The following is a 17,730-nucleotide window of genomic DNA, read 5'->3' as shown; positions in this document are numbered from 1 at the left end:
CGCCATCCCACACCTCGGCCTGTTACCTCCGCTGAAGCAGAGCAAGGCGGCCGGAGACCTGCCACCGCCCCGCGTACAACCGGGTCGCCCCCGCGGGGCACAGCGCGCCCCCGGGACGGGACGGCGACGGCCGGCGGGCTGCTGCCCGCCGGCCGGAGTGCCGGTTCGTGGCCGGAGCAGGTCCGGCCGTGCACCCGCGCCGGAGCGCGGGCCACGCCTCAGAAGGCTTCCTCCGGGAGGTCCATGATCTCCAGGTCGGCACCCTCGATGATCCGCCGGTCGGCGCCGATGCGGGGCAGCACCTCGCGGGCGAAGAACCGGGCGGCGGCCACCTTGCCGGTGTAGAACGCCTGGTCGGCGGTGGAGACCTCGCCGCTCAGCGCGCGCAGGGCCACGTCGGCCTGCTTCTGCAGCAGCCAGCCGACCACCAGGTCGCCGATCGCCAGCAGGAACCGCCGGCTGCTCAGCCCGACCTTGTAGAGCGCCCGGGCGTCGCCGCCCTGCGCCTCGCCCAGCCAGCCGGTCATCACACCCAGCATGGTCTGGATCTCGGCGAGCGCCTTGCCGAGCGCCTGACGCTCCTCCTTGAGCTGGCCGTTGCCGGCCTCGGAGGTGATGAACTCCTGGATCTCGCCGGCGACCGCCATCAGCGCCTTGCCGTTGTCCCGGACGATCTTCCGGAAGACCAGGTCGAGGCTCTGGATCGCGGTGGTGCCCTCGTACAGGGTGTCGATCTTGGCGTCCCGGACGTACTGCTCCAGCGGGTAGTCCTGCAGGAAGCCCGAGCCGCCGAAGGTCTGCAGCGCCTCGTGCCCGAGCAGCTCGTACGCGCGCTCCGAGCCGACGCCCTTGACCAACGGGAGCAGCAGGTCGTTGACCCGCTTGGCGAGCGCGGTGACCTTCTCGTCACCGGCCGCCTCGGCGATGGCGACCTTGTCCTGCCAGGACGCGGTGTACAGGACCAGCGCGCGCAGGCCCTCGGCGTACGACTTCTGCATCAGCAGCGAACGCCGCACGTCCGGGTGGTGGGTGATGGTCACCCGAGGCGCTGCCTTGTCGGCCTGCTGGATCAGGTCGGCGCCCTGGACCCGGTTCTTGGCGTACTCGAGGGCGTTCAAGTAGCCGGTGGAGAGGGTGGCGATCGCCTTGGTGCCGACCATCATCCGGGCGTACTCGATGATCATGAACATCTGCCGGATGCCGTCGTGCCTGTCACCGAGCAGCCAGCCCTTGGCCGGTACGCCGTGCTCACCGAAGGTCATCTCGCAGGTGTTCGAGACCTTCAGACCCATCTTGTGCTCGACGTTGGTCGCGAAGACCCCGTTGCGCTCGCCCAGCTCGCCGGTCTCCTCGTCGAAGTGGAACTTCGGCACGACGAAGAGGGAGAGGCCCTTCGTGCCCGGGCCGCCGACGCCCTCGACGCCCACCGGGCGGGCCAGCACGTAGTGCACGATGTTGTCGGTCAGGTCGTGCTCACCCGAGGTGATGAAGCGCTTGACGCCCTCGATGTGCCACGAGCCGTCCGGCTGCTGGATGGCGCGGGCGCGGCCGGCGCCCACGTCCGAGCCGGCGTCCGGCTCGGTCAGCACCATCGTGGAGCCCCACTGCTTGTCGATGAAGAGCTTGGCCCACTTCTTCTGCCGCTCGGTGCCCTCGACGTGCAGCACGTGGGCGAAGGACGGGCCGGAGGCGTACATCCAGACCGGGGCGTTCGAGCCGAGGACCAGCTCGGCGAGCGCCCACCACAGGGCCCGCGGCGCGTTGGTGCCGTCCAGCTCCGGCGGGAGGTCCAGCCGCCAGAACTCGGACTCCATGAACGCCCGGTACGACTTCTTGAACGACTCCGGCAGCGGCGCGGTGTGCGTGGCCGGGTCGAAGACCGGCGGGTTCCGGTCGCTGTCCGTGTAGCTGGCGGCCAGATCCTCGCGGGCGAGGCGGTCGACCTCGGCGAGGAAGCTGCGCGCGGTGTCGATGTCAAGGTCGGAGTACGGCTCCTGGCCGAACGCCCGGTCCGCCCCGAAGACCTCGAAAAGGTTGAACTCGAGGTCCCGAAGGTTGCTCTTGTAGTGGGTCATGCTCGCTGGCCCCCGCTTCCGGACACGTGTTACCGATCAGTAACCCCGACTGTATTACCGGTGGGTAGGCAGCGACAAGATGATCGCCGAAGTGACAGCCATTACACACTTCCGGTTCGGGTGTCCCCCCGGGCACGTCAGGCGAGCGAATTTCAGCTCTCCGCCGCACCGACCTCCCAGCTCGGCACGGCCGCCGTCGCCCCGGTACGGGGACCGGCGTACTCCATCAGGACCAGCGCGATGTCGTCGTCGAGCCGGCCGTGCACCCACTCCACCAGCGCGGTCTCCAGCGAGGCCAGCCCGTCGGCGACCGTGCCGTGGCCGAGCAGCCGCCAGGCCCGGTCGGCGGTCGGAAAGAACTCGCCGTCCCGGCGCGCCTCGCCCAGCCCGTCGGTGAAGAGCAGCAGCCGGTCACCCGGCTCCAGCCGCTCGACCCGGGGCCGTACCACCGGCATGAAGCCGAGCGGGGGCGCCGGCGCGGGCGGTTCGAGCGGGATCACCGCGCCGCGCCGCAGCAGCAACGGCGGCGGGTGCCCGCAGTTGACGATCGTGAGGGTGCCACCCCGCTCCTCGACCAGCGCGGCGGTCACGAAATCCTCGTCGCCCACGCTGCGGGCCACCGCCCGGTCCAGGTCGGCGACGACCGCGCGCAGGTCGGCCCGCTCGTAGGCCACGTGCCGGTAGGAACCGAGCACGATGCTGGCCAACCGGACCGCGTCCAGGCCCTTGCCGCGCACGTCACCGATGATCATGCGGACGCCGTACGGGGTGTCGATCGCCTCGTACAGGTCACCGCCGATCTCTGCGGTGGCCGTGGAGGAGATGTAGCGGCCGGCGACCGAGAGCGTGCCGACCTGCGGGCCGAGCGGACGCAGCACCGCCTGCTGGGCGACTGCGGCGAGTTTGGTCAGCTCGGCGATCCGCTCCGCCTGCCGCTGGCGGACCGAGGCCACCGAGGCCGCAATCGCGGTGGCCAGCGCGATGCCCGCCACGTTCACGCCGTTGACCAGCGAGATCGACCAGTCGCAGAGCGCGAAGGCGGTCCCGATCGCGGTGGCCGCGATGCCCACGCCGAGCACCACCCGCCAGGACGCCAGCGCCGCCGCGAGGAACGGGGCCCCCACCATCAGCGCGATGTAGTGCGCCGGCCGGCCGTCCGCCAGCTCGATCGCCGAGACGATCACGAGCAGGGCGAGGGCCGCGCCGAGGCCGGCGCGGGATCCGGGGCTCAGCGGGCTACGGCCCGACTGGAAGGGATGCGTGCGTACGAGGGACAGCATGCCTGATTGACGTGAACGGGTGAATGAACCTGGCCCGTCGTCCGAGGAGGTTCTGCCCGGCTGGATCGCGACACCGGTCCGATCGCCGTCGCGCACCGGGTCAGCCGAGCACCTCGTACCGGACCGTCGTCGCGCCGACGTCCAGGGAGGCGATGGTGGCGAAGGCGGCCCGGGACAGGTCGAGGCAGCGGCCGTCGATGAACGGCCCGCGGTCGTTGATCCGTACCGTGACGGACTTGCCGTTGGCCGGGTTGGTCACCCGGACCTTGGTGTTGAACGGCAGGGTCTTGTGCGCCGCGGTCAGCTCGTCCGGGTTGAAGTTCTCGCCGTTCGCGGTCAGCTGCCCGTCGGAGTAGAACGATGCGCCGCAGCTGCCGCTCTCCAGCACCTTCGGAGCCGGCGCCGTCGTCTTCCGCTTGGTCGGGGAGGGCTTCGGTGCGGCGGTGCGCGCCTTGCCGCGCGAGGCCGCCTGCGCAGAGCGGCTGGCGGTCGGGCTCGGCGTGCTGCTCGCACTCGGTGACGCGGCCGGCGAGCTGGGTGCCGGCGTGCTCGCCGCGGTGGTGGGTGTGAGGTCGACGGCGACCGGGCGGGACTCGGCCGAACCCGAGGTCAGCTGGACGGTGCCGACGGTGCCGCCGATGGCGAGCGCCACCCCGACCGCCGCCGTGGCCGCGATGCCGACCGGCGAGGAGATCCTGCGGGTACGGAGGTGCCTACCAGCCACCAGCCCGGTCCTTTCGTCATGCCAACAAGCCGGGTCGGACCGTAACGAGAGAAGTACTTCCGAAGTCAACGTGATCATGGTGGTATGCCCGGATATGCAGGGATACGTGTAGCCGATCATCCGACCCACCGTCGGCCGGCCGGCCCCCGCTCCCCGCCCGCGCCCGGCCGGTGGCCGAAGATGGACAGATGCCCGCCGAGCTGACCGAACGTCTGGCCCAACTAATCCGCTGGATCGACCCCGGCCCCGGTGCCAGCCACCTGGTCAGCGACGTGTCCGGCTGGTGGCGGGACCCGACGGTGCTGGCCGCGCTGGGGCCGGCCCTGGTGGCCCCGTTCCGCGCCGCCCGACCGACCGTGGTGGTCTCTCCCGCGGTCACCGGTCTGCTGGTCGGCCCGCTGGCCGCGACCGCGCTCGGAGTGGGATTCGTGGCCGCGCACAAACCGGGCGACGGTCGACTGCCGGCCGGCCCGCTGACCTGGGCGCAGAGCCCACCGGACTTCCGGGGCCGCCGGGTCGACCTGGCCATCCGGGACCGGCACCTCGCGCCGGGCGACCGGGTGCTGGTCGTGGACGACTGGGTGGCCACCGGCGCCCAGGTACGCGCCCTCTACGAGATCTGCGCGGCCCGCGGGGCCGAGCCGGTCGGCACCGCCGCCGTCGCCGTCGACTGCCCGCCCGAGGTAGCCGCGGAGCTGCGGGTCCGCGCCCTGGTCACCGCCACCGACCTGCCCGACTGAGGCTTTCCCGGTCGCCGTGGCGGCGCCCGCTAGACCGAGGTGATCCGGACGAACTCCTCGACCGCCGTGCAGACCCGGCCGAGCGCGTCGGCCGAGGCGGCCATCGGGCCGGGTACCAGCAGCGAGTGGTCGGCGTCCAGGATCTCCAGCACGTGTCGGGTGAGCCGGCTGGCCAGCGGGCCGTCCCACAACGGATCCGCGCCCCCACCGATGAGCAGGAACGGTTCGCTGGCCCGCTCCAACGCCGTCACCACCCCCGGCATCTGCAGCAGCGGGGTGAGCCAGACAGCCGGCACCTGCCGCTCGGCGGCGAGCGGCGCGGCGAGGCTGCCGAGCGACTTGCCGACCACCAGGTCGGTCGGTTCGGCCAGGCTCGGGGCGACCTGCTCGGCCACCCAGGCGCCGATCTGGTCCTGGCCGAGCGTTTCGGGCACCTGCCACGAGATCTCGTGCAGGTCGAAGTCGGAGCGCCGGAGCGCCTCGCCGATGTAGGCGAAGAGCGGGGCCTGGGTGTCGTAGGCCTGCCCAGGTATGAGCACCGCCCGCCGATCCGCCATGACCGCCTCCACATCCTCCGACTGCCGCTCCGTCACCGTACGCCGCGGGGCGGCGGCGCGGGGGTGGACGAAAACCGGCGGCGAGGGCGAGGGCTCTCGCCTAGCCTCGGCAGGATGTGGCCTCGGATCGGCGGACTGCGCACCCTCGCTCTCGGCACCCCCGGTGAGCTGCGGACGAACCTGAACGCCCTGGTGCTCGCCGGGGTGAAGACCGCGACCGCCGGGCTGCTCACCGAGTACACCGCGGAGGGCGAGGAGCTGGAGCAGGTCGGCGAGCGGCTGGTCCTGGTCGACGACGACGACCAGTTGGTGGGGGTCGTGCAGATCACCGGCGTCGAGGTGGTCCGCTTCGCCGACGTCAGCTGGGACTTCGCCCGGTCGGAGGGCGAGGGGGACCGCTCGATCGAGGACTGGCGATCCGGCCACGCCGCCTACTGGGCACGTCTCGGCACGAGGGTCACCGAGGACACGGAGATAGCCTGCCTGCGCTTCCGGCTCACCTCCGCCGACGAGGGCGGCATCGGCACCGGCGACCTCGGCACCTGAGCAACCCGCGCGGGAACCTGGGGAGGTAGGTCGCGGGGCCGCCCGCGCGTCTCAGCCGCGCAGCTCCGGCAGGAGGCGGGTGGCCACGTCCGCCAGGATCTCCTCGTCCCCCGCGTACCAACTGCTGGCCCGGGGCCAGTGGGTGACCACGTCGGTGAAGCCCAGGTCGGCCGCCCGCTCGACCTGGCTGGCGAAGAAGTCGGCGCTGCTCAGCGAGAAGACCGGGGCCGCGTCCAGTGAGAGGTACCGGTCCAGGGTGGCCGGGTCGCGGCCGGCCTCGTCCAGCGTCCGGTCGAGTCGCGCCGAGAGTTCGGCGACCCCGTCCCACCAGGCCGCCAGGTCGTCGGCATCGGTGCCGGTGGTGACCCAGCCCTGACCGAAGCGGGCCACCAGCCGCATCGAACGCGGACCGTTCGCGGCCAGCACGAACGGCACCCGTGGGGTCTGCACGCAGCCCGGGTTGCTGCGGGCGTCCACCGCGGCGAACCACTCGCCGCGCCAGGTGGTGCCGTCCTGCCGCAGCACCAGGTCGAGCAGCTCGGTGAACTCGGCGAACCGGTCCACCCGCTGCCGTGGGGGCAGGGTCTCGCCGCCGAGCACGGTGGCGTCGAAGCCGATGCCGCCGGCGCCGATGCCGAGCAGCAGCCGCCCGTCGGAGACGTCGTCGAGCGCGGTGATCTGCCGGGCGAAGGCGGCCGGGTGCCGGAAGTTGGGCGAGGCGACGAGGGTGCCGAGGCGGATCCGGGAGGTGACCGTCGCTGCCGCGGTCAGGGTGGTGATCGAGTCGAACCAGGGCCCGTCGACGAGGTCCCGCCAGCCCAGGTGGTCGTACGTCCAGGCGTGGTCGAAGCCCCACTCGTCCGCCTGCCGCCAGCGCCGCTGCGACTCGGACCAACGCTGGTCGGGAAGGATCACGATGCCAATCCGCATGATCGCCAGCCTAGCCGGATGGCCGGGGACGGGCCTTGACCATGTATCGATCAACTATCTATCGTCAGCCCGTGGCCTCCATGCGCGAGCCGACCTTCCTCATCCTCACCGCGCTCGCCGGCGGGTCCCGGCACGGCTACGGCATCATCCAGGACGTCGCCGCGATCTCCGAGGCCCGCGTCCACCTGCTGCCCGGGACGCTCTACACCGCACTGGACCGGCTCGTCGCGCAGGGGCTCGTCGCGCACGATCGGGACGAGCAGGTCGAGGGGCGGCTGCGTCGCTACTACCGGCTCACCCAGCAGGGGCTCCAGGCCCTCGACGTCGAGACCGCCCGGCTCCGGCAGCTCACCAACGCCGCCGAGGCCCGGCTGCGTACCCTCCGGCCCCATACCGCCTGACCTCGCGCCACCCGAGACGAAGGGACGGCCATGCCGCCGACCGGCGACCCCCTCGCCAACCGCTACCGGAGGCTGCTGCTCTGCTATCCCCGGAAGTGGCGGCGGCTGCGCGGCGAGGAGATGGTGGCGGTGCTGCTGGCGTCCGCCACGCCGGGGCGGACGCGGCCGACGCCGCGTGAGACGGTCAACCTGCTCCGGCACGGCCTGCGCAGCCGACTCGGCCGGCCGGCCAGCTACAGCGTCGTCGCCTGCGCCGTGCTCACCGCCGTGATCTGCGGGCTCTTCAGCGCCGCGCTGGCCAGCTGGGTCGCCTGGCAGACCGCCCGGCCGCTGCCTGACCGGGCCGAGACCACCGCGCTCGTCGCCGAGGTGCTGCCGGGGTACGACGCCAAGGAGGTCGATGCCCCGACCGCGCTCTTCACCTACTACAGCCAGCCGTTGCGGCTGGAGAACCTCGATTCCCTGCTGCTCGGCGACGGCGGCGAGTACCAGCAGGGGGCCGTCGTGGCGGTCGTGACCGCCGTACCCCCCGCCTCGCAGCAGGAGACCCTCGCGCTCGCGCAGCGCCGGCTCCGGGAGACCGGCTGGCGGGTGTACCCGCCATACGTCGTGCCCGGCCCGACGTGCACGGGCATCAGCTGCGACCCGGCGGCCCGCGACACCACGATCTTCGCCCGTCGGGGTGACACCGGCCTCGACCTGCGGTTGCCCGCCCGGCCCTCCGTCGACAGCACCCCCGTCACGGTGGCCCTGCGTCGGGCGACCCCGCCCGCCGTCCTGCCCGCCGGTGTCCTCGGTGGACTGATTGGCGCCGTCGCCGGCTGGCTGGTGTTCGGCTGGGCCAGCCGCCGCACCGAACGACCCCACTTCGCCGCCGACGCGGTCACCGTCCTGCACACGATCACCCTGCTGCTCTGGTGGTCGCCGGCGGTGCTGGCCGCGCCGCAGCTGCTACAGCACCATCGCGACGAACCGCACCCGGTGTGGCACCCGCTCTGGGAGTGGCTCGGCCAGCCCGCGCTCTCGCTCTTCTTCGTGGTCGGCGCCGGCTGCGCCCTCTGCGGGTTGGCGCTCGCCACCCTGCCGCGACGAGATCCCGGCCCGCTGACCACCACCGCCACCGGCTGAGCGGATCACCGATCCGGTCACCTGGGGCCGAGCATCTCGTCGACCACGTCCAGCAGAGCGTCCGTCGCCCCGATCGGACGGCGGGCGGGCCGCACCGGTTGCTACCGTCACGCGATGCCCGAACTCCAGCGGCTCGACGCACGGCACGCCCCCGCACTGCTCCGCTTCGAGCGGGAGAACCGGGCCTTCTTCGCACGATCGGTGCCGGACCGCGGCGACGACTACTTCACCGGCTTCGCCGCCCGGCACGCGGCGCTGCTCGCGGAGCAGTCGGCCGGCCTGATCCACTTCCACGTCCTGGTCGACGACGACGGGGCCGTGCTCGGCCGGTTCAACCTGGTCGACGTCGCCGACGGCGGCGCCGAGCTGGGCTTCCGGGTGGCCGAGCGGGCCACCGGGCGTGGGGTCGCAACCGGTGGCGTCCGCCGCGTCTGCGAACTGGCCCGCGATGAGTACGGACTGCGCCGGCTGGTCGCGTCGGCCGCGTTGGAGAACGCCGGTTCGCTCGGAGTGCTCCGGCGGACCGGGTTCACCCCGATCGGCGACGTCGTGCTCGACGGTCGCCCCGGGCTGCGCCACCTCCGCGAGTTGGCGAACTAGTCGGGGTGGTTGCGACCTGCCCGGATGTGGGTACGGACGGTGGCATGGCAGATCGACCTCGGCTGAGTCTGACCACCACCGTGCTGGATGCGCCCGACGCCCGGGAACTCGCCGCGTTCTACGAACGCCTGCTGGGGTGGTCGCGGCATGAGGACGAGCCGGACTGGGTGACGCTGCGCGCGCCGGACGGCGGCGCCGGCCTGGCCTTCCAGAGCGAACCGGCTTACGTACGACCGGTCTGGCCGGCCGGTCCGCACGATCCGCAGATGATGGCCCACCTCGACATCAAGGTCGACGATCTGGCGGCGGCCTCGGCCCACGCGGTGGCCGCGGGTGCCGCCCTGGCCGACTTCCAGCCCCAGGACGACGTACGGGTGCATCTCGACCCGGCCGGCCACCCGTTCTGCCTCTACCTCTGAACGGAACGCGGATGGCCTGCGGCGATGCTGCCGCAGGCCATCCGCTCTCCTACCGTTGCGGTGTCGCGGTCGCTAGGACCGCTTCACCAGTGGAACTGTCGACACCTCCGGCGCGGCGGCTCCGGGGGTCGCGGTCCGGGCGCCTGACGATGGGGCGACGGACCTGAGCCCGGTACCCCAGCCTGCGGGCGGCGTCGGCGGATAGAGGTAGAACGTGCCGACGACGTCGACCACGACGTTCGAGTATCCGGAGAGGTTGTGGACGTTGAACTTGTTGTCCGCACCGATCATCGTCTGCACGGCGTTGGACACCAGCGAGCCCGCCCGGGGGTTCATGTTCGACGTGCCCGGTCGGGTCGCGCCCGACGGCCACACCGTGAGGACGGTCGTCGAGGTGGGCTTGACCGCCGTCACGTTCGTCGCCAGAGCCCAGGTGTCGGTGCCCGCGATCGTCGCCGGCGTCGGGATCGTCGCGACGCCGCCCGGGCCGAGCCGCGACGGCCAGCCCTGACCACTACGCGTGTCCGCGATCCGGGTCGGCGCGGTCGACTGGAACCGCAGGCCGTCGGGGAGCGAGCCGTCGTCGTAGAACCCGACGATGTCGACCACGATGTGCGCCGGCGCGTGTGTGTACACCCCGATGGAGGGCCAACCGGTCGCGCTGCCGCACCGGTCACACGGGCTCGTCGGCACGATCGCGAAGTTCGGCACGGTGGCGCCGGTGGTGTAGTTCAGCGTCGACGTGTCGGGCTGGCCGTCCGCGTAACCGTTCCACGCGGTCAGGAAGCCCGCCGACGACGGCTGGGTCGCCGTGATGTTCACCGCGAACGCCCGGATCTTCGAGTTGATCGTTCCCCAGTTCGCCGCCGAGTTGATGTAGTGCCTGCCGGGGATGCGGCCGTCACCCCAGGTCCGGGTGTCGGTCAGGCGGACCGGCTTGGCCAGCGGATGGTACTGGCCGCCCATGTACCCCGAGCAGCACTCGTGGCCCTTGGAGTAGTAGCCGACGACGTCGACGATGACGTGCGACGAGCCGGTGTTGTTGTAGACGTTCACCTTGCCGCCGGTGCCGACCTTCACCGTGACCGAGTTCGCGCCGGTCCACCCCTTGGTGAAGTTCACCGAGGAGGCGGTCGGGCGCGACAGACCGGCCGGGTAGACGGTGACGAATCCATCGGTGGTCGGGCCGGTGACCGTCACGTTCAGCACCACCGTCCCGGCCTCGGTCGTCACGCCGCCCGAGCCGGTCACCTGGAGTCCGACCACCGAGCCGGGCCCGATCGGGCGCTTCGGAGCGCCCTTGCCGTACCGGGTGTCCATGATGCGGTACGGCGAAACCGGGTAGTAGGTGCCGCGGTCGTCGGAGTAGCCACTGACGCCCAGCGACACCTCGGTCTTGCCGGTGAAGCTGTTGTCCGGAAGCGTCAGCATCGCCCCGACCTGCTCCGTCGACGGGCGCGCCACCGCGCTCATCGAGCAGGTCTGCCCCTTGTTCAGGGTCTTCTGCGAGCAACCGTCGCTGGTGATCTTGAACATGCCGGCGTTGTCGCCTTGGACGCTGGCCTTGCCGAAGGTGATCGGCAGATCGGTGGCCCCGGTGAGCGTCACGGTCTGCGGCGCCGACGTGTCGTACGCGGGCACGTAACCGAAGCTCACGTACGGCGGAGAGGCGGTGGTGTCACGGGGGTCGTAGCCGGTGAGCGACAGCAGCCGCCTGACCTTGCCGGCGACCGAGTTCTCGACCAGCGTGAGCAGGGCGGTCTGCTCACCGAGGACCGAGGCCTTCGGTGTGACGGTCAGCTGGCAGGTCTGCCCGTACGTCAGGGTGTTGCCGGAGCAGGTGTTGGCCGTGATCTCGAAGGCGCCCGGGTCCGCGCCGGAGAGGGAGGCGGCGCCGAACGTGGTCGGCTCGCTTCCGTTGACCTCGACCGTGACGGCCTTCGGTGTGCCGGGCATACCGGCCGGCTGCTGCCCCGCCTGGAGCCGGTACTCCCAGCTGTCCGTCGCCCGGTAGCCGATGCTGGACTGGAAGCGGATCTCACCCTTCGCCCGGCCGCTCGTGCCACAGGGGGCGGAGTAGGTGGCGGCGAAGGCGGTGAACTTCCCGTCGTCGCCGTACTCTGCCTGGGTGACGTCGAGGGTTCCCGGGGTGCTGCTCCAGTCGCAGCTCTGGCCGTCCCCGCTGACGTTCAGGACGGTGGTCGACTGCTGGGGAGAGAAGTTCGCCGTTGTCTGATAGGTCTGTCCCGCCACGAAGCGGGTGCCGATGGGCGGTGTCACGTCGAGGTAGTGCCAGTGGCTCGCAGCGAAGCCGCGCATCACGAGCGCGTAGCCATTGGCGTTCTGCTGGTAGAGCTCCAGCGTGTTCCGGGACGCCTCGTACGAGAAGCTCCCGTCGATGTAGCCCAGGCCCTCGAAGTTCATGGTCAGGGCGGTATGGGGAGCCGACGGCGGCGTGACGTCCGCCGCCTGTGCCGGCCCGGCCGATGCTGTGGTGATGACGAGAAGTGCGATGGCGCCCACCAGGGCACCGCGAAGGGTACGCACGAATCCCCCATGACGGTCAGGGTTTGAGGCCCGGACAGGTGCCGGGCCTCGGGAGCGTAGAGAGCCGAAACGATCTCCGACAATGGCCGACCGGACGAACCTGGGCAGCGATCGAGCCCGATTACGGCGAGCTGCGACGGTGTCCAAGGTGGCGCCGAGTTGGCTGCTAGGCTCCGGCAACTTGTCCGCAGCCGCCGGACCTGAGTCGCCGCTCAGTCCCTGGTGGCGTGTCGGTGTGCCGCGCGGACAGCCTTTCGCAGCCTCAACCTGCTGTCTTCAGAAAGGACGAGCGTGGCCAGACGTGCGCCCATACGCGCCAGTGTCGCCGCCGCAATGTCGATCATGCTGGCTGCGGGCCTGGTCCCGCTGACCGCCGGCCCCGCGCACGCCAATCCGGTCGCCGGCGAGGTAATCGTCCCGGCCGTCATCGCCCTGCGCCCCCAGACGGCCCTGCTGAGCGCCGGTCCCTCGGGTTTCCTCCGCTACGAGTACGGACGCGGCCACCTGTGGACGACGTACACCGGCGCCGACACGGTCGTCGACGCGTCCGCCACGGAGACCTCCTCCGTCCCGCAATTCGGTGCCGGCTCGGATGTCGTGGCCCACTACGACCAGACCAGCCGGACCGTACGGTTGCGGAACATGGCGACCGGGCAGAGCCGTACGGTCGTGCCGCCCACCGGCCACTCATACGTGAGCGCCCTGGGGTGGACGGTCGTGACGAGGACGGGAACCGTCTCCGACGCTGACTTCACGTGGCATCTGCTCGATGCTCACGACGACGGCTCCTTCACGACCCGGGCCGTGCAGGGCGTCCCTGACGACGTTGCCGGCACGTTCGTCACTCACGCTCCGCTCGCGGACGCGCACGGGCAGGTCGTGCAGTATCGGACGGATGCGGGGTCGCACACCGGTTGGCTCGACGCCGAACAGGGCCGCTTCGTCCCGCTGCCATACCGAATGAGTACGTACCCTGGTCGGATCGTGCTCACCGCCAGCCATTTGCTGTGGTGGCAGGACGGCACCGTCTTCATCCACTCGCGCGACGATCTGGCCGCCACGCCCCGGACGGTGCCGCTGACCGGCGACGCGCAACTGCTGGGCCTGGTCGGCGAGACGCTCGTGGTGGCCCGACACGACGCCGCCCTGGGCACGCTCAACTTCGGGATGCCGGTCTGGCGGGTCGACGCCGTCGCCCTCGACGGCTCCACCACGAAGGTGCTGCTGCCCAGGTCGCAGGGGATCGCCATGCCGACCCCGGACGGCGGGCTCCTGGTGACCGGCGGCCCCGCCGCAGACCAGTGGGGGGTTTCCCTCGTCGAGTCCGCCGACGGCGGCGCGGTCACCGTCCGCAAGATCGCCAATGCGTACCCGCAGCGGATCCAGGCGGTCGACGGGCTGACCTTCACCCAGGGCCGGTTGAACACTCTCGAGTACGAACCCTGGCAGGACCGGCGCTACCTGCACACCCGGGACATCGGGGTGAGCGGTTCTCTCACTGTCGGGGCGCGCGTCGCCCGCGGTGGCGCCCCCGAAAGCTGCTCCGGCACGGCCTGTCCCGCCCTGCACGACACCGGCGACGGCCGGACGGTCGTCTCGGGCGCAGGCCAGGGCTTCACTCCCGTCGACCAGCAGCCCCACCTCCTGGAGCCGGCCCAGTCGCTGCCCGGCACCCGGATCGACAGCACCCGCAGCTACCAGTCGGTGCCGGCCACCAGCGGCCGGTTCGCGGCGCTCACGATGCCGTCCGGCGGCGCGGCTGAAACCCGGATCGTCGACCTCGACACCGGGCAGGCGGTGTTCACCACGGCGCTCGACGTCGAGGCCATCTGGGGCACCACCATGTGGGTCAGGGATGGCAACGATGGCGTCGCCCCGATCGACCTGTTGACCGGGCAGCGGGGCGCCGGGGTGTGGTTCGGGCCGGGTTGTCTCCTGGAGGATCTCCAGGCCGTCGGGCGGTGGCTGCTCTGGACCTGTGTGGGCCCGGCGGCGGGCCAGGGCGCCTACGACACGGTCCGGAGGATGAAAGTGACCCTCTTCTCCGGGCCCAACTGGAGGCCGGCGAAACTGGGTGACGGCTTCGTCGCGTTCGAGTCGAACGGGAAGCTGACGGTGACCGACGTGCGCAGCGGAATGCCGGTGCCGCACACCGCCGGGGAGTTCGCGTCGTGGCGTCCCTGGGACGTCGACCCGTACACCGGGGTGATCGCCCACCTCGGCGCCGACGGCGGCATCCATCTGGTACCGAGCGGCATCCCGGTCCCGCCCCTCTCGCAGCTCGACGCCACCGTCGCCACGTCGGTGGACGTCCGGGGCGGCGCCCGGCAGTGGACCCCGAAGTGGTGGCTGTCCAAGCCGGCCGCCTCCTGGACGCTCGTGATCAGGAACCAGGGCACCGGCGCGACCGTCCGTACCCTCTCCGGCGGTCTGGCGCGCGGCCTGGTGGCCACTGCGTGGAACGGCACGGACGGCTCCGGACAGGTGGTGCCCAACGGCGCCTACGCCTGGACGCTGACCGCAACGCCAGCCGACGGTCAGGGCGAGGCCCTCACCACCTCCGGGACCGTGCGACTCGGCCGCGACTGGCCGGGCCGGAACCGCTTCCGGGTGAACTCGATGGCCCACTCGTCACCGCACGCGAGCTGATCCGCGTCGAGCCGGGGCCCGCTCCGAAAGGAGGGGCCCCGGCGTCGGCGGCTGACAATTGAGTTGCGGGCCGCCGCCCCGCTGCATTTACCTGCGGTCATGCCTTCGGGATCCACCGACTCGTACTTCGTCTGCGCCACTCCGCGCACCGGGAGTTCGCTGCTGCTGGGGCTGCTGGAGTCCAGCGGGGTCGCCGGTCAACCGCAGGCCTACTTCCGCTCACCCGACGAGCCGATGTGGGCCGACCGGTGGCAGCTCGCCCGCACCGCCGAAGGCGGGTTCGACTATGCGGACTACGTCCGAGCCGCGCTGGCCACCGGGCGCACCGACAACGGCGTGTTCGGCGCGAAGCTGATGTGGGGCACCCTGGACGAACTCGTCGGCAAGCTCGCGGCGGTCCACCCGCACCTGAACGGCAACGACGTCGCGCTATTGGAAAGAGCTTTCGGCCGTACCCGTTTCGTCTTCCTGCGCCGCGAGGACCTGGTTGCCCAGGCGGTGTCCTGGCTACGCGCGGAGCAGACCGCCAAGTGGTTCGTCGGTGGCAACGGTGAGATCAGCGGCAGCGCCGGCAACGGGCAGGCGCCCCGCTTCGACGCGGACGGCATCCGCCACTTCGTCGAAGTGATCACCGAACACAACGCGGCGTGGGAGGCCTGGTTCGCCTCGTGGGGAATTCAGCCGCACGTCGTGCGATACGAGCAGCTGGACGCGGACATGGTCACCACGACGAACCGCATCCTCGACTTCCTCGGGCTCGCCATGCCGGCCGGAAGCACGATCGCCGCCCGACACCAACGCCAGGCCGACGACCTCAACCAGCAGTGGATCGACCGGTACCGAAACCAGGAGCCATGACTCCGTGGGAAGCCTCTGGACGGAACGTCGGCCGGTCCCTCGTTGCTACGGTCACCCCGTGGTCGAGCAGCTGACGCAGGGTTATCTCCGAGCAGTCGATCAGGCACTGCCGGGTTACGTGCGTGGCCTCTACCTCGTCGGGTCCGCCGCGCTCGGCGCCTGGCAGCCCGGGGCCAGCGACGTCGACATGGTGGTCATGACCTCGCGCCCGGCGACAGTCGACGACCTCGCCCAGCTCGCGCAGATCCATGCCGAGCTGCCTCGCCCGCCCCATCTCGACGGTGTCTACCTGGAGCCCGCGCTGGCACGGTCCTGGCCGAGTGACCGGCGAAGCGTCCCGTTCGTGGTCGACGGCGAGTTCAAGACCGACAAGCCCTGCGGTGAACTGACGCCGGTGCTGTGGCTGACCCTGCAGCGATACGGCATCCCGGTCCGTGGCCCGGCTGTCGCGGAGCTGGAGCTACGGATCGACCCGGAGCAGCTACGCCTCTACAACCTCGACAACCTGCGGGGGTACTGGCAGTCGACAGCGGCGACGATCCCGTCAGCGCTCGCCGACGTGGCTCCCGACGCGGCCATGGACGCCGGGACGGTGAGCTGGTTCGTGCTCGGGCCCGCACGGTCGCACTACACGCTGGCCCACGGTGACATCATCTCGAAGGCCACGGCAGGCGACTACCTCGCGCAACTGTTCCCGGAGTACGCGGATCTCGCCCATCGCGCGGTCCGCTGGCGTACGGGCGAGGCGGAGCGGTTCACCGCCGCAGACCTCGCCGCCGCAGCCGACAGCGTCAACGCGGTTGCCGACGACGCCTGGCGCCGCTTCGCGTCGTCGTGACAGGCTGGCCCGCCGCCTGACACCCTTGCGGACTGGACGCGCGCCGGTCATCGCCCACGTGCTGAGCGTCTCTGGTCGAGATGGGCGGCCATGGGATTGGATGAACGTTCCACCGAGTTGCTGCCCAGCTCGGCGACCGGAAGGCAGAAGTTGGCACCGAAGGTTTCGCCGCGCAGGGCCTCGGCGGCCCTTGTCGTCCTGTCCCTCACCGCGTTCGCGTTCATCACGACCGAGCTGTTGCCGATCGGTCTGCTCACCCTCATCGCGCCCGATCTCGACCGTTCACGCTCGCAGGTGGGCCTGCTGGTCAGCGGGTACGCGGTGGTGGTCGTGCTGGCATCCGTGCCGCTGGCCCGGTTGACCCAACGGATTCCTCGCCGCCAGTTGCTCGGCGTCACCATGGTTCTGTTCGCCGCCGCGAACGCGGTGGCCGCGCTCGCCTCGACGTACGCCGTGCTGGCCGGCGCCCGTCTCGTCACCGCGCTCACCCAGGCGCTGTTCTGGTCCGTCGTCTCGCCCGCCGTGACCGGCCTCTTCCCGGTCGCCGTGCGCGGTCGGGTGGTGGCGCTGTTCTCGACCGGGGCGGCGCTCGCCCCGGTGCTCGGGGTTCCAGCCGGCACCTGGCTCGGGCAGCAGGCCGGCTGGCGGACCGCGTTCGCGGTGATGGCCGGGGTCGGCGTGGTGGCTGCCGCCGTGGTCGTCGTCCTGATCCCGTCCTACTCGCCGGAGTCCGGCGGTGCCGCCCGGGGCACCTCGCCCGACGCGCGGCGCTTCCTGATGCTCCTGATCGCGACCGCCGTCGGTGTCGGCGGCTTCCTGATTCTGCAGACCTACGTCACGCCGCTCCTGCTCGACGTCAGCGGCTTCACCGACGCCGCGCTGGCGCCCCTGCTCTTCGTCTCCGGCGCGGCGGGCGTGGTCGGCACGGTCGTCGTGGCCCGCACCCTCGACACCCACCCGACCGCGTCGCTGCTGACACCGCTGAGCATCGGCACCGCCGCCCTGCTCGGCCTGTACGCGCTCGGCGCGCTAAAACCCGCCACGGTCGTCCTACTCGCCGGCGTCGGCATCGCCTACGCGGCGTTCGCCACCGCCGTGCAGAACCGGATGCTGCAGCTCGCCCCCGGCAGCACCGATCTCGCCTCGGCCGGCGTCAGCACCGCCTTCAACGCGGGAATCGCCGCCGGGTCGCTGCTCGGCGGCATCCTGCTGCCCGGTCCGGGCCCGCGGCTGCTCGCGCTGATCGGTGGGCTCCTCACCCTGGCCGCGCTCGGGGTGCTAGCCGTCGACGCGTGGCGGCACCGTGCCCGGCCCGCATCCGTCCCCGCGGTGCCGGCGGCACACCCCGGCGGCGACGAAACGACCGCCGCTGCCCGCTGAGGCGAGCAAGCCGAGGTCACGGAAAACGTCGAAGGCTCTGGCTGGGCCTCGTTTCCTG

At 71.5% G+C, this 17,730-nt stretch carries 16 protein-coding genes; 10 read left to right on the top strand and 6 right to left on the bottom strand.

Annotation, left to right across the window (positions count from 1 at the left end; genetic code table 11):
- Positions 1-218: 218 nt before the first annotated feature.
- The 3 genes from AB0C04_RS01465 to AB0C04_RS01455 all read right to left on the bottom strand — a co-directional run bounded on the left by AB0C04_RS01465 (position 219) and on the right by AB0C04_RS01455 (position 4,079).
- The gene (locus tag AB0C04_RS01465) at positions 219-2,075 is read right to left on the bottom strand and encodes an acyl-CoA dehydrogenase (RefSeq protein WP_357046803.1); all 1,857 of its coding nucleotides are present in this window, start codon (positions 2,073-2,075) and stop codon (positions 219-221) included.
- A 152-nt stretch (positions 2,076-2,227) separates the two neighbouring features.
- A complete protein-coding gene (locus AB0C04_RS01460; protein WP_357046802.1) occupies positions 2,228-3,355 on the bottom strand; it encodes a PP2C family protein-serine/threonine phosphatase in 1,128 nt (375 codons plus the stop codon).
- Positions 3,356-3,455: 100 nt separating this feature from the next.
- Entirely contained in the window at positions 3,456-4,079 is a 624-nt protein-coding gene (locus AB0C04_RS01455) for a septal ring lytic transglycosylase RlpA family protein (protein WP_357046800.1), read from the bottom strand.
- A gap of 188 nt (positions 4,080-4,267) precedes the next feature.
- Here AB0C04_RS01455 and AB0C04_RS01450 point away from each other — a divergent pair, with 188 nt between their 5' ends.
- Positions 4,268-4,819: a phosphoribosyltransferase family protein gene (locus AB0C04_RS01450; protein ID WP_357046798.1), complete on the top strand. Its 552-nt coding sequence runs from the start codon at positions 4,268-4,270 to the stop codon at positions 4,817-4,819.
- 29 nt (positions 4,820-4,848) lie between these two features.
- Here AB0C04_RS01450 and AB0C04_RS01445 read toward each other — a convergent pair whose 3' ends face one another.
- On the bottom strand, positions 4,849-5,376 hold the full coding sequence (locus AB0C04_RS01445; RefSeq protein WP_357046796.1) for an alpha/beta hydrolase: 528 nt from the start codon (positions 5,374-5,376) through the stop codon (positions 4,849-4,851).
- Between the two features lie 114 nt (positions 5,377-5,490).
- On the opposite strand from AB0C04_RS01445, the gene AB0C04_RS01440 reads away from it, so the two are divergent.
- Positions 5,491-5,922 carry an ASCH domain-containing protein gene (locus AB0C04_RS01440; protein WP_357046794.1) on the top strand — a complete coding sequence of 144 codons (432 nt, stop codon included), beginning with the start codon at positions 5,491-5,493 and terminating at the stop codon, positions 5,920-5,922.
- A 51-nt stretch (positions 5,923-5,973) separates the two neighbouring features.
- Here the strand turns inward: AB0C04_RS01440 and AB0C04_RS01435 are convergent, their stop codons facing one another.
- Positions 5,974-6,852, bottom strand: a complete 879-nt coding sequence (locus tag AB0C04_RS01435; protein ID WP_357046792.1) for an LLM class flavin-dependent oxidoreductase — start codon at positions 6,850-6,852, stop codon at positions 5,974-5,976.
- Between the two features lie 80 nt (positions 6,853-6,932).
- On the opposite strand from AB0C04_RS01435, the gene AB0C04_RS01430 reads away from it, so the two are divergent.
- The 4 genes from AB0C04_RS01430 (at position 6,933) to AB0C04_RS01415 (ending at position 9,400) form a co-directional block, all read left to right on the top strand.
- Positions 6,933-7,253, top strand: a complete 321-nt coding sequence (locus tag AB0C04_RS01430; protein ID WP_357049034.1) for a helix-turn-helix transcriptional regulator — start codon at positions 6,933-6,935, stop codon at positions 7,251-7,253.
- Positions 7,254-7,283: 30 nt separating this feature from the next.
- On the top strand, positions 7,284-8,381 hold the full coding sequence (locus tag AB0C04_RS01425; protein WP_357046790.1) for a hypothetical protein: 1,098 nt from the start codon (positions 7,284-7,286) through the stop codon (positions 8,379-8,381).
- A 114-nt stretch (positions 8,382-8,495) separates the two neighbouring features.
- Positions 8,496-8,981 (top strand): GNAT family N-acetyltransferase, encoded by a 486-nt coding sequence (locus tag AB0C04_RS01420; RefSeq protein ID WP_357046787.1) that lies wholly within the window; start codon positions 8,496-8,498, stop codon positions 8,979-8,981.
- Positions 8,982-9,025: 44 nt separating this feature from the next.
- Complete coding sequence (locus tag AB0C04_RS01415) at positions 9,026-9,400, top strand: VOC family protein (RefSeq protein WP_357046785.1); 375 nt, start codon at positions 9,026-9,028, stop codon at positions 9,398-9,400.
- A 72-nt stretch (positions 9,401-9,472) separates the two neighbouring features.
- Here AB0C04_RS01415 and AB0C04_RS01410 read toward each other — a convergent pair whose 3' ends face one another.
- The gene (locus AB0C04_RS01410; protein ID WP_357046783.1) at positions 9,473-11,947 is read right to left on the bottom strand and encodes a choice-of-anchor D domain-containing protein; all 2,475 of its coding nucleotides are present in this window, start codon (positions 11,945-11,947) and stop codon (positions 9,473-9,475) included.
- A gap of 342 nt (positions 11,948-12,289) precedes the next feature.
- On the opposite strand from AB0C04_RS01410, the gene AB0C04_RS01405 reads away from it, so the two are divergent.
- The 4 genes from AB0C04_RS01405 to AB0C04_RS01390 all read left to right on the top strand — a co-directional run bounded on the left by AB0C04_RS01405 (position 12,290) and on the right by AB0C04_RS01390 (position 17,672).
- Positions 12,290-14,596, top strand: coding sequence for a FlgD immunoglobulin-like domain containing protein (locus tag AB0C04_RS01405; RefSeq protein ID WP_357046781.1), 2,307 nt, complete (start codon positions 12,290-12,292; stop codon positions 14,594-14,596).
- 99 nt (positions 14,597-14,695) lie between these two features.
- Entirely contained in the window at positions 14,696-15,454 is a 759-nt protein-coding gene (locus tag AB0C04_RS01400) for a Stf0 family sulfotransferase (protein ID WP_357046779.1), read from the top strand.
- Positions 15,455-15,512: 58 nt separating this feature from the next.
- Complete coding sequence (locus AB0C04_RS01395) at positions 15,513-16,292, top strand: aminoglycoside adenylyltransferase domain-containing protein (RefSeq protein ID WP_357046777.1); 780 nt, start codon at positions 15,513-15,515, stop codon at positions 16,290-16,292.
- 90 nt (positions 16,293-16,382) lie between these two features.
- Positions 16,383-17,672: an MFS transporter gene (locus AB0C04_RS01390; protein WP_357046775.1), complete on the top strand. Its 1,290-nt coding sequence runs from the start codon at positions 16,383-16,385 to the stop codon at positions 17,670-17,672.
- Positions 17,673-17,730 lie beyond the last annotated feature (58 nt).

Origin of the sequence: Micromonospora sp. NPDC048909, assembly GCF_040649635.1 — a bacterium.
Taxonomy (GTDB): Bacteria; Actinomycetota; Actinomycetes; order Mycobacteriales; family Micromonosporaceae; genus Micromonospora.
This window is presented reverse-complemented; position numbering and strand designations above follow the sequence as displayed.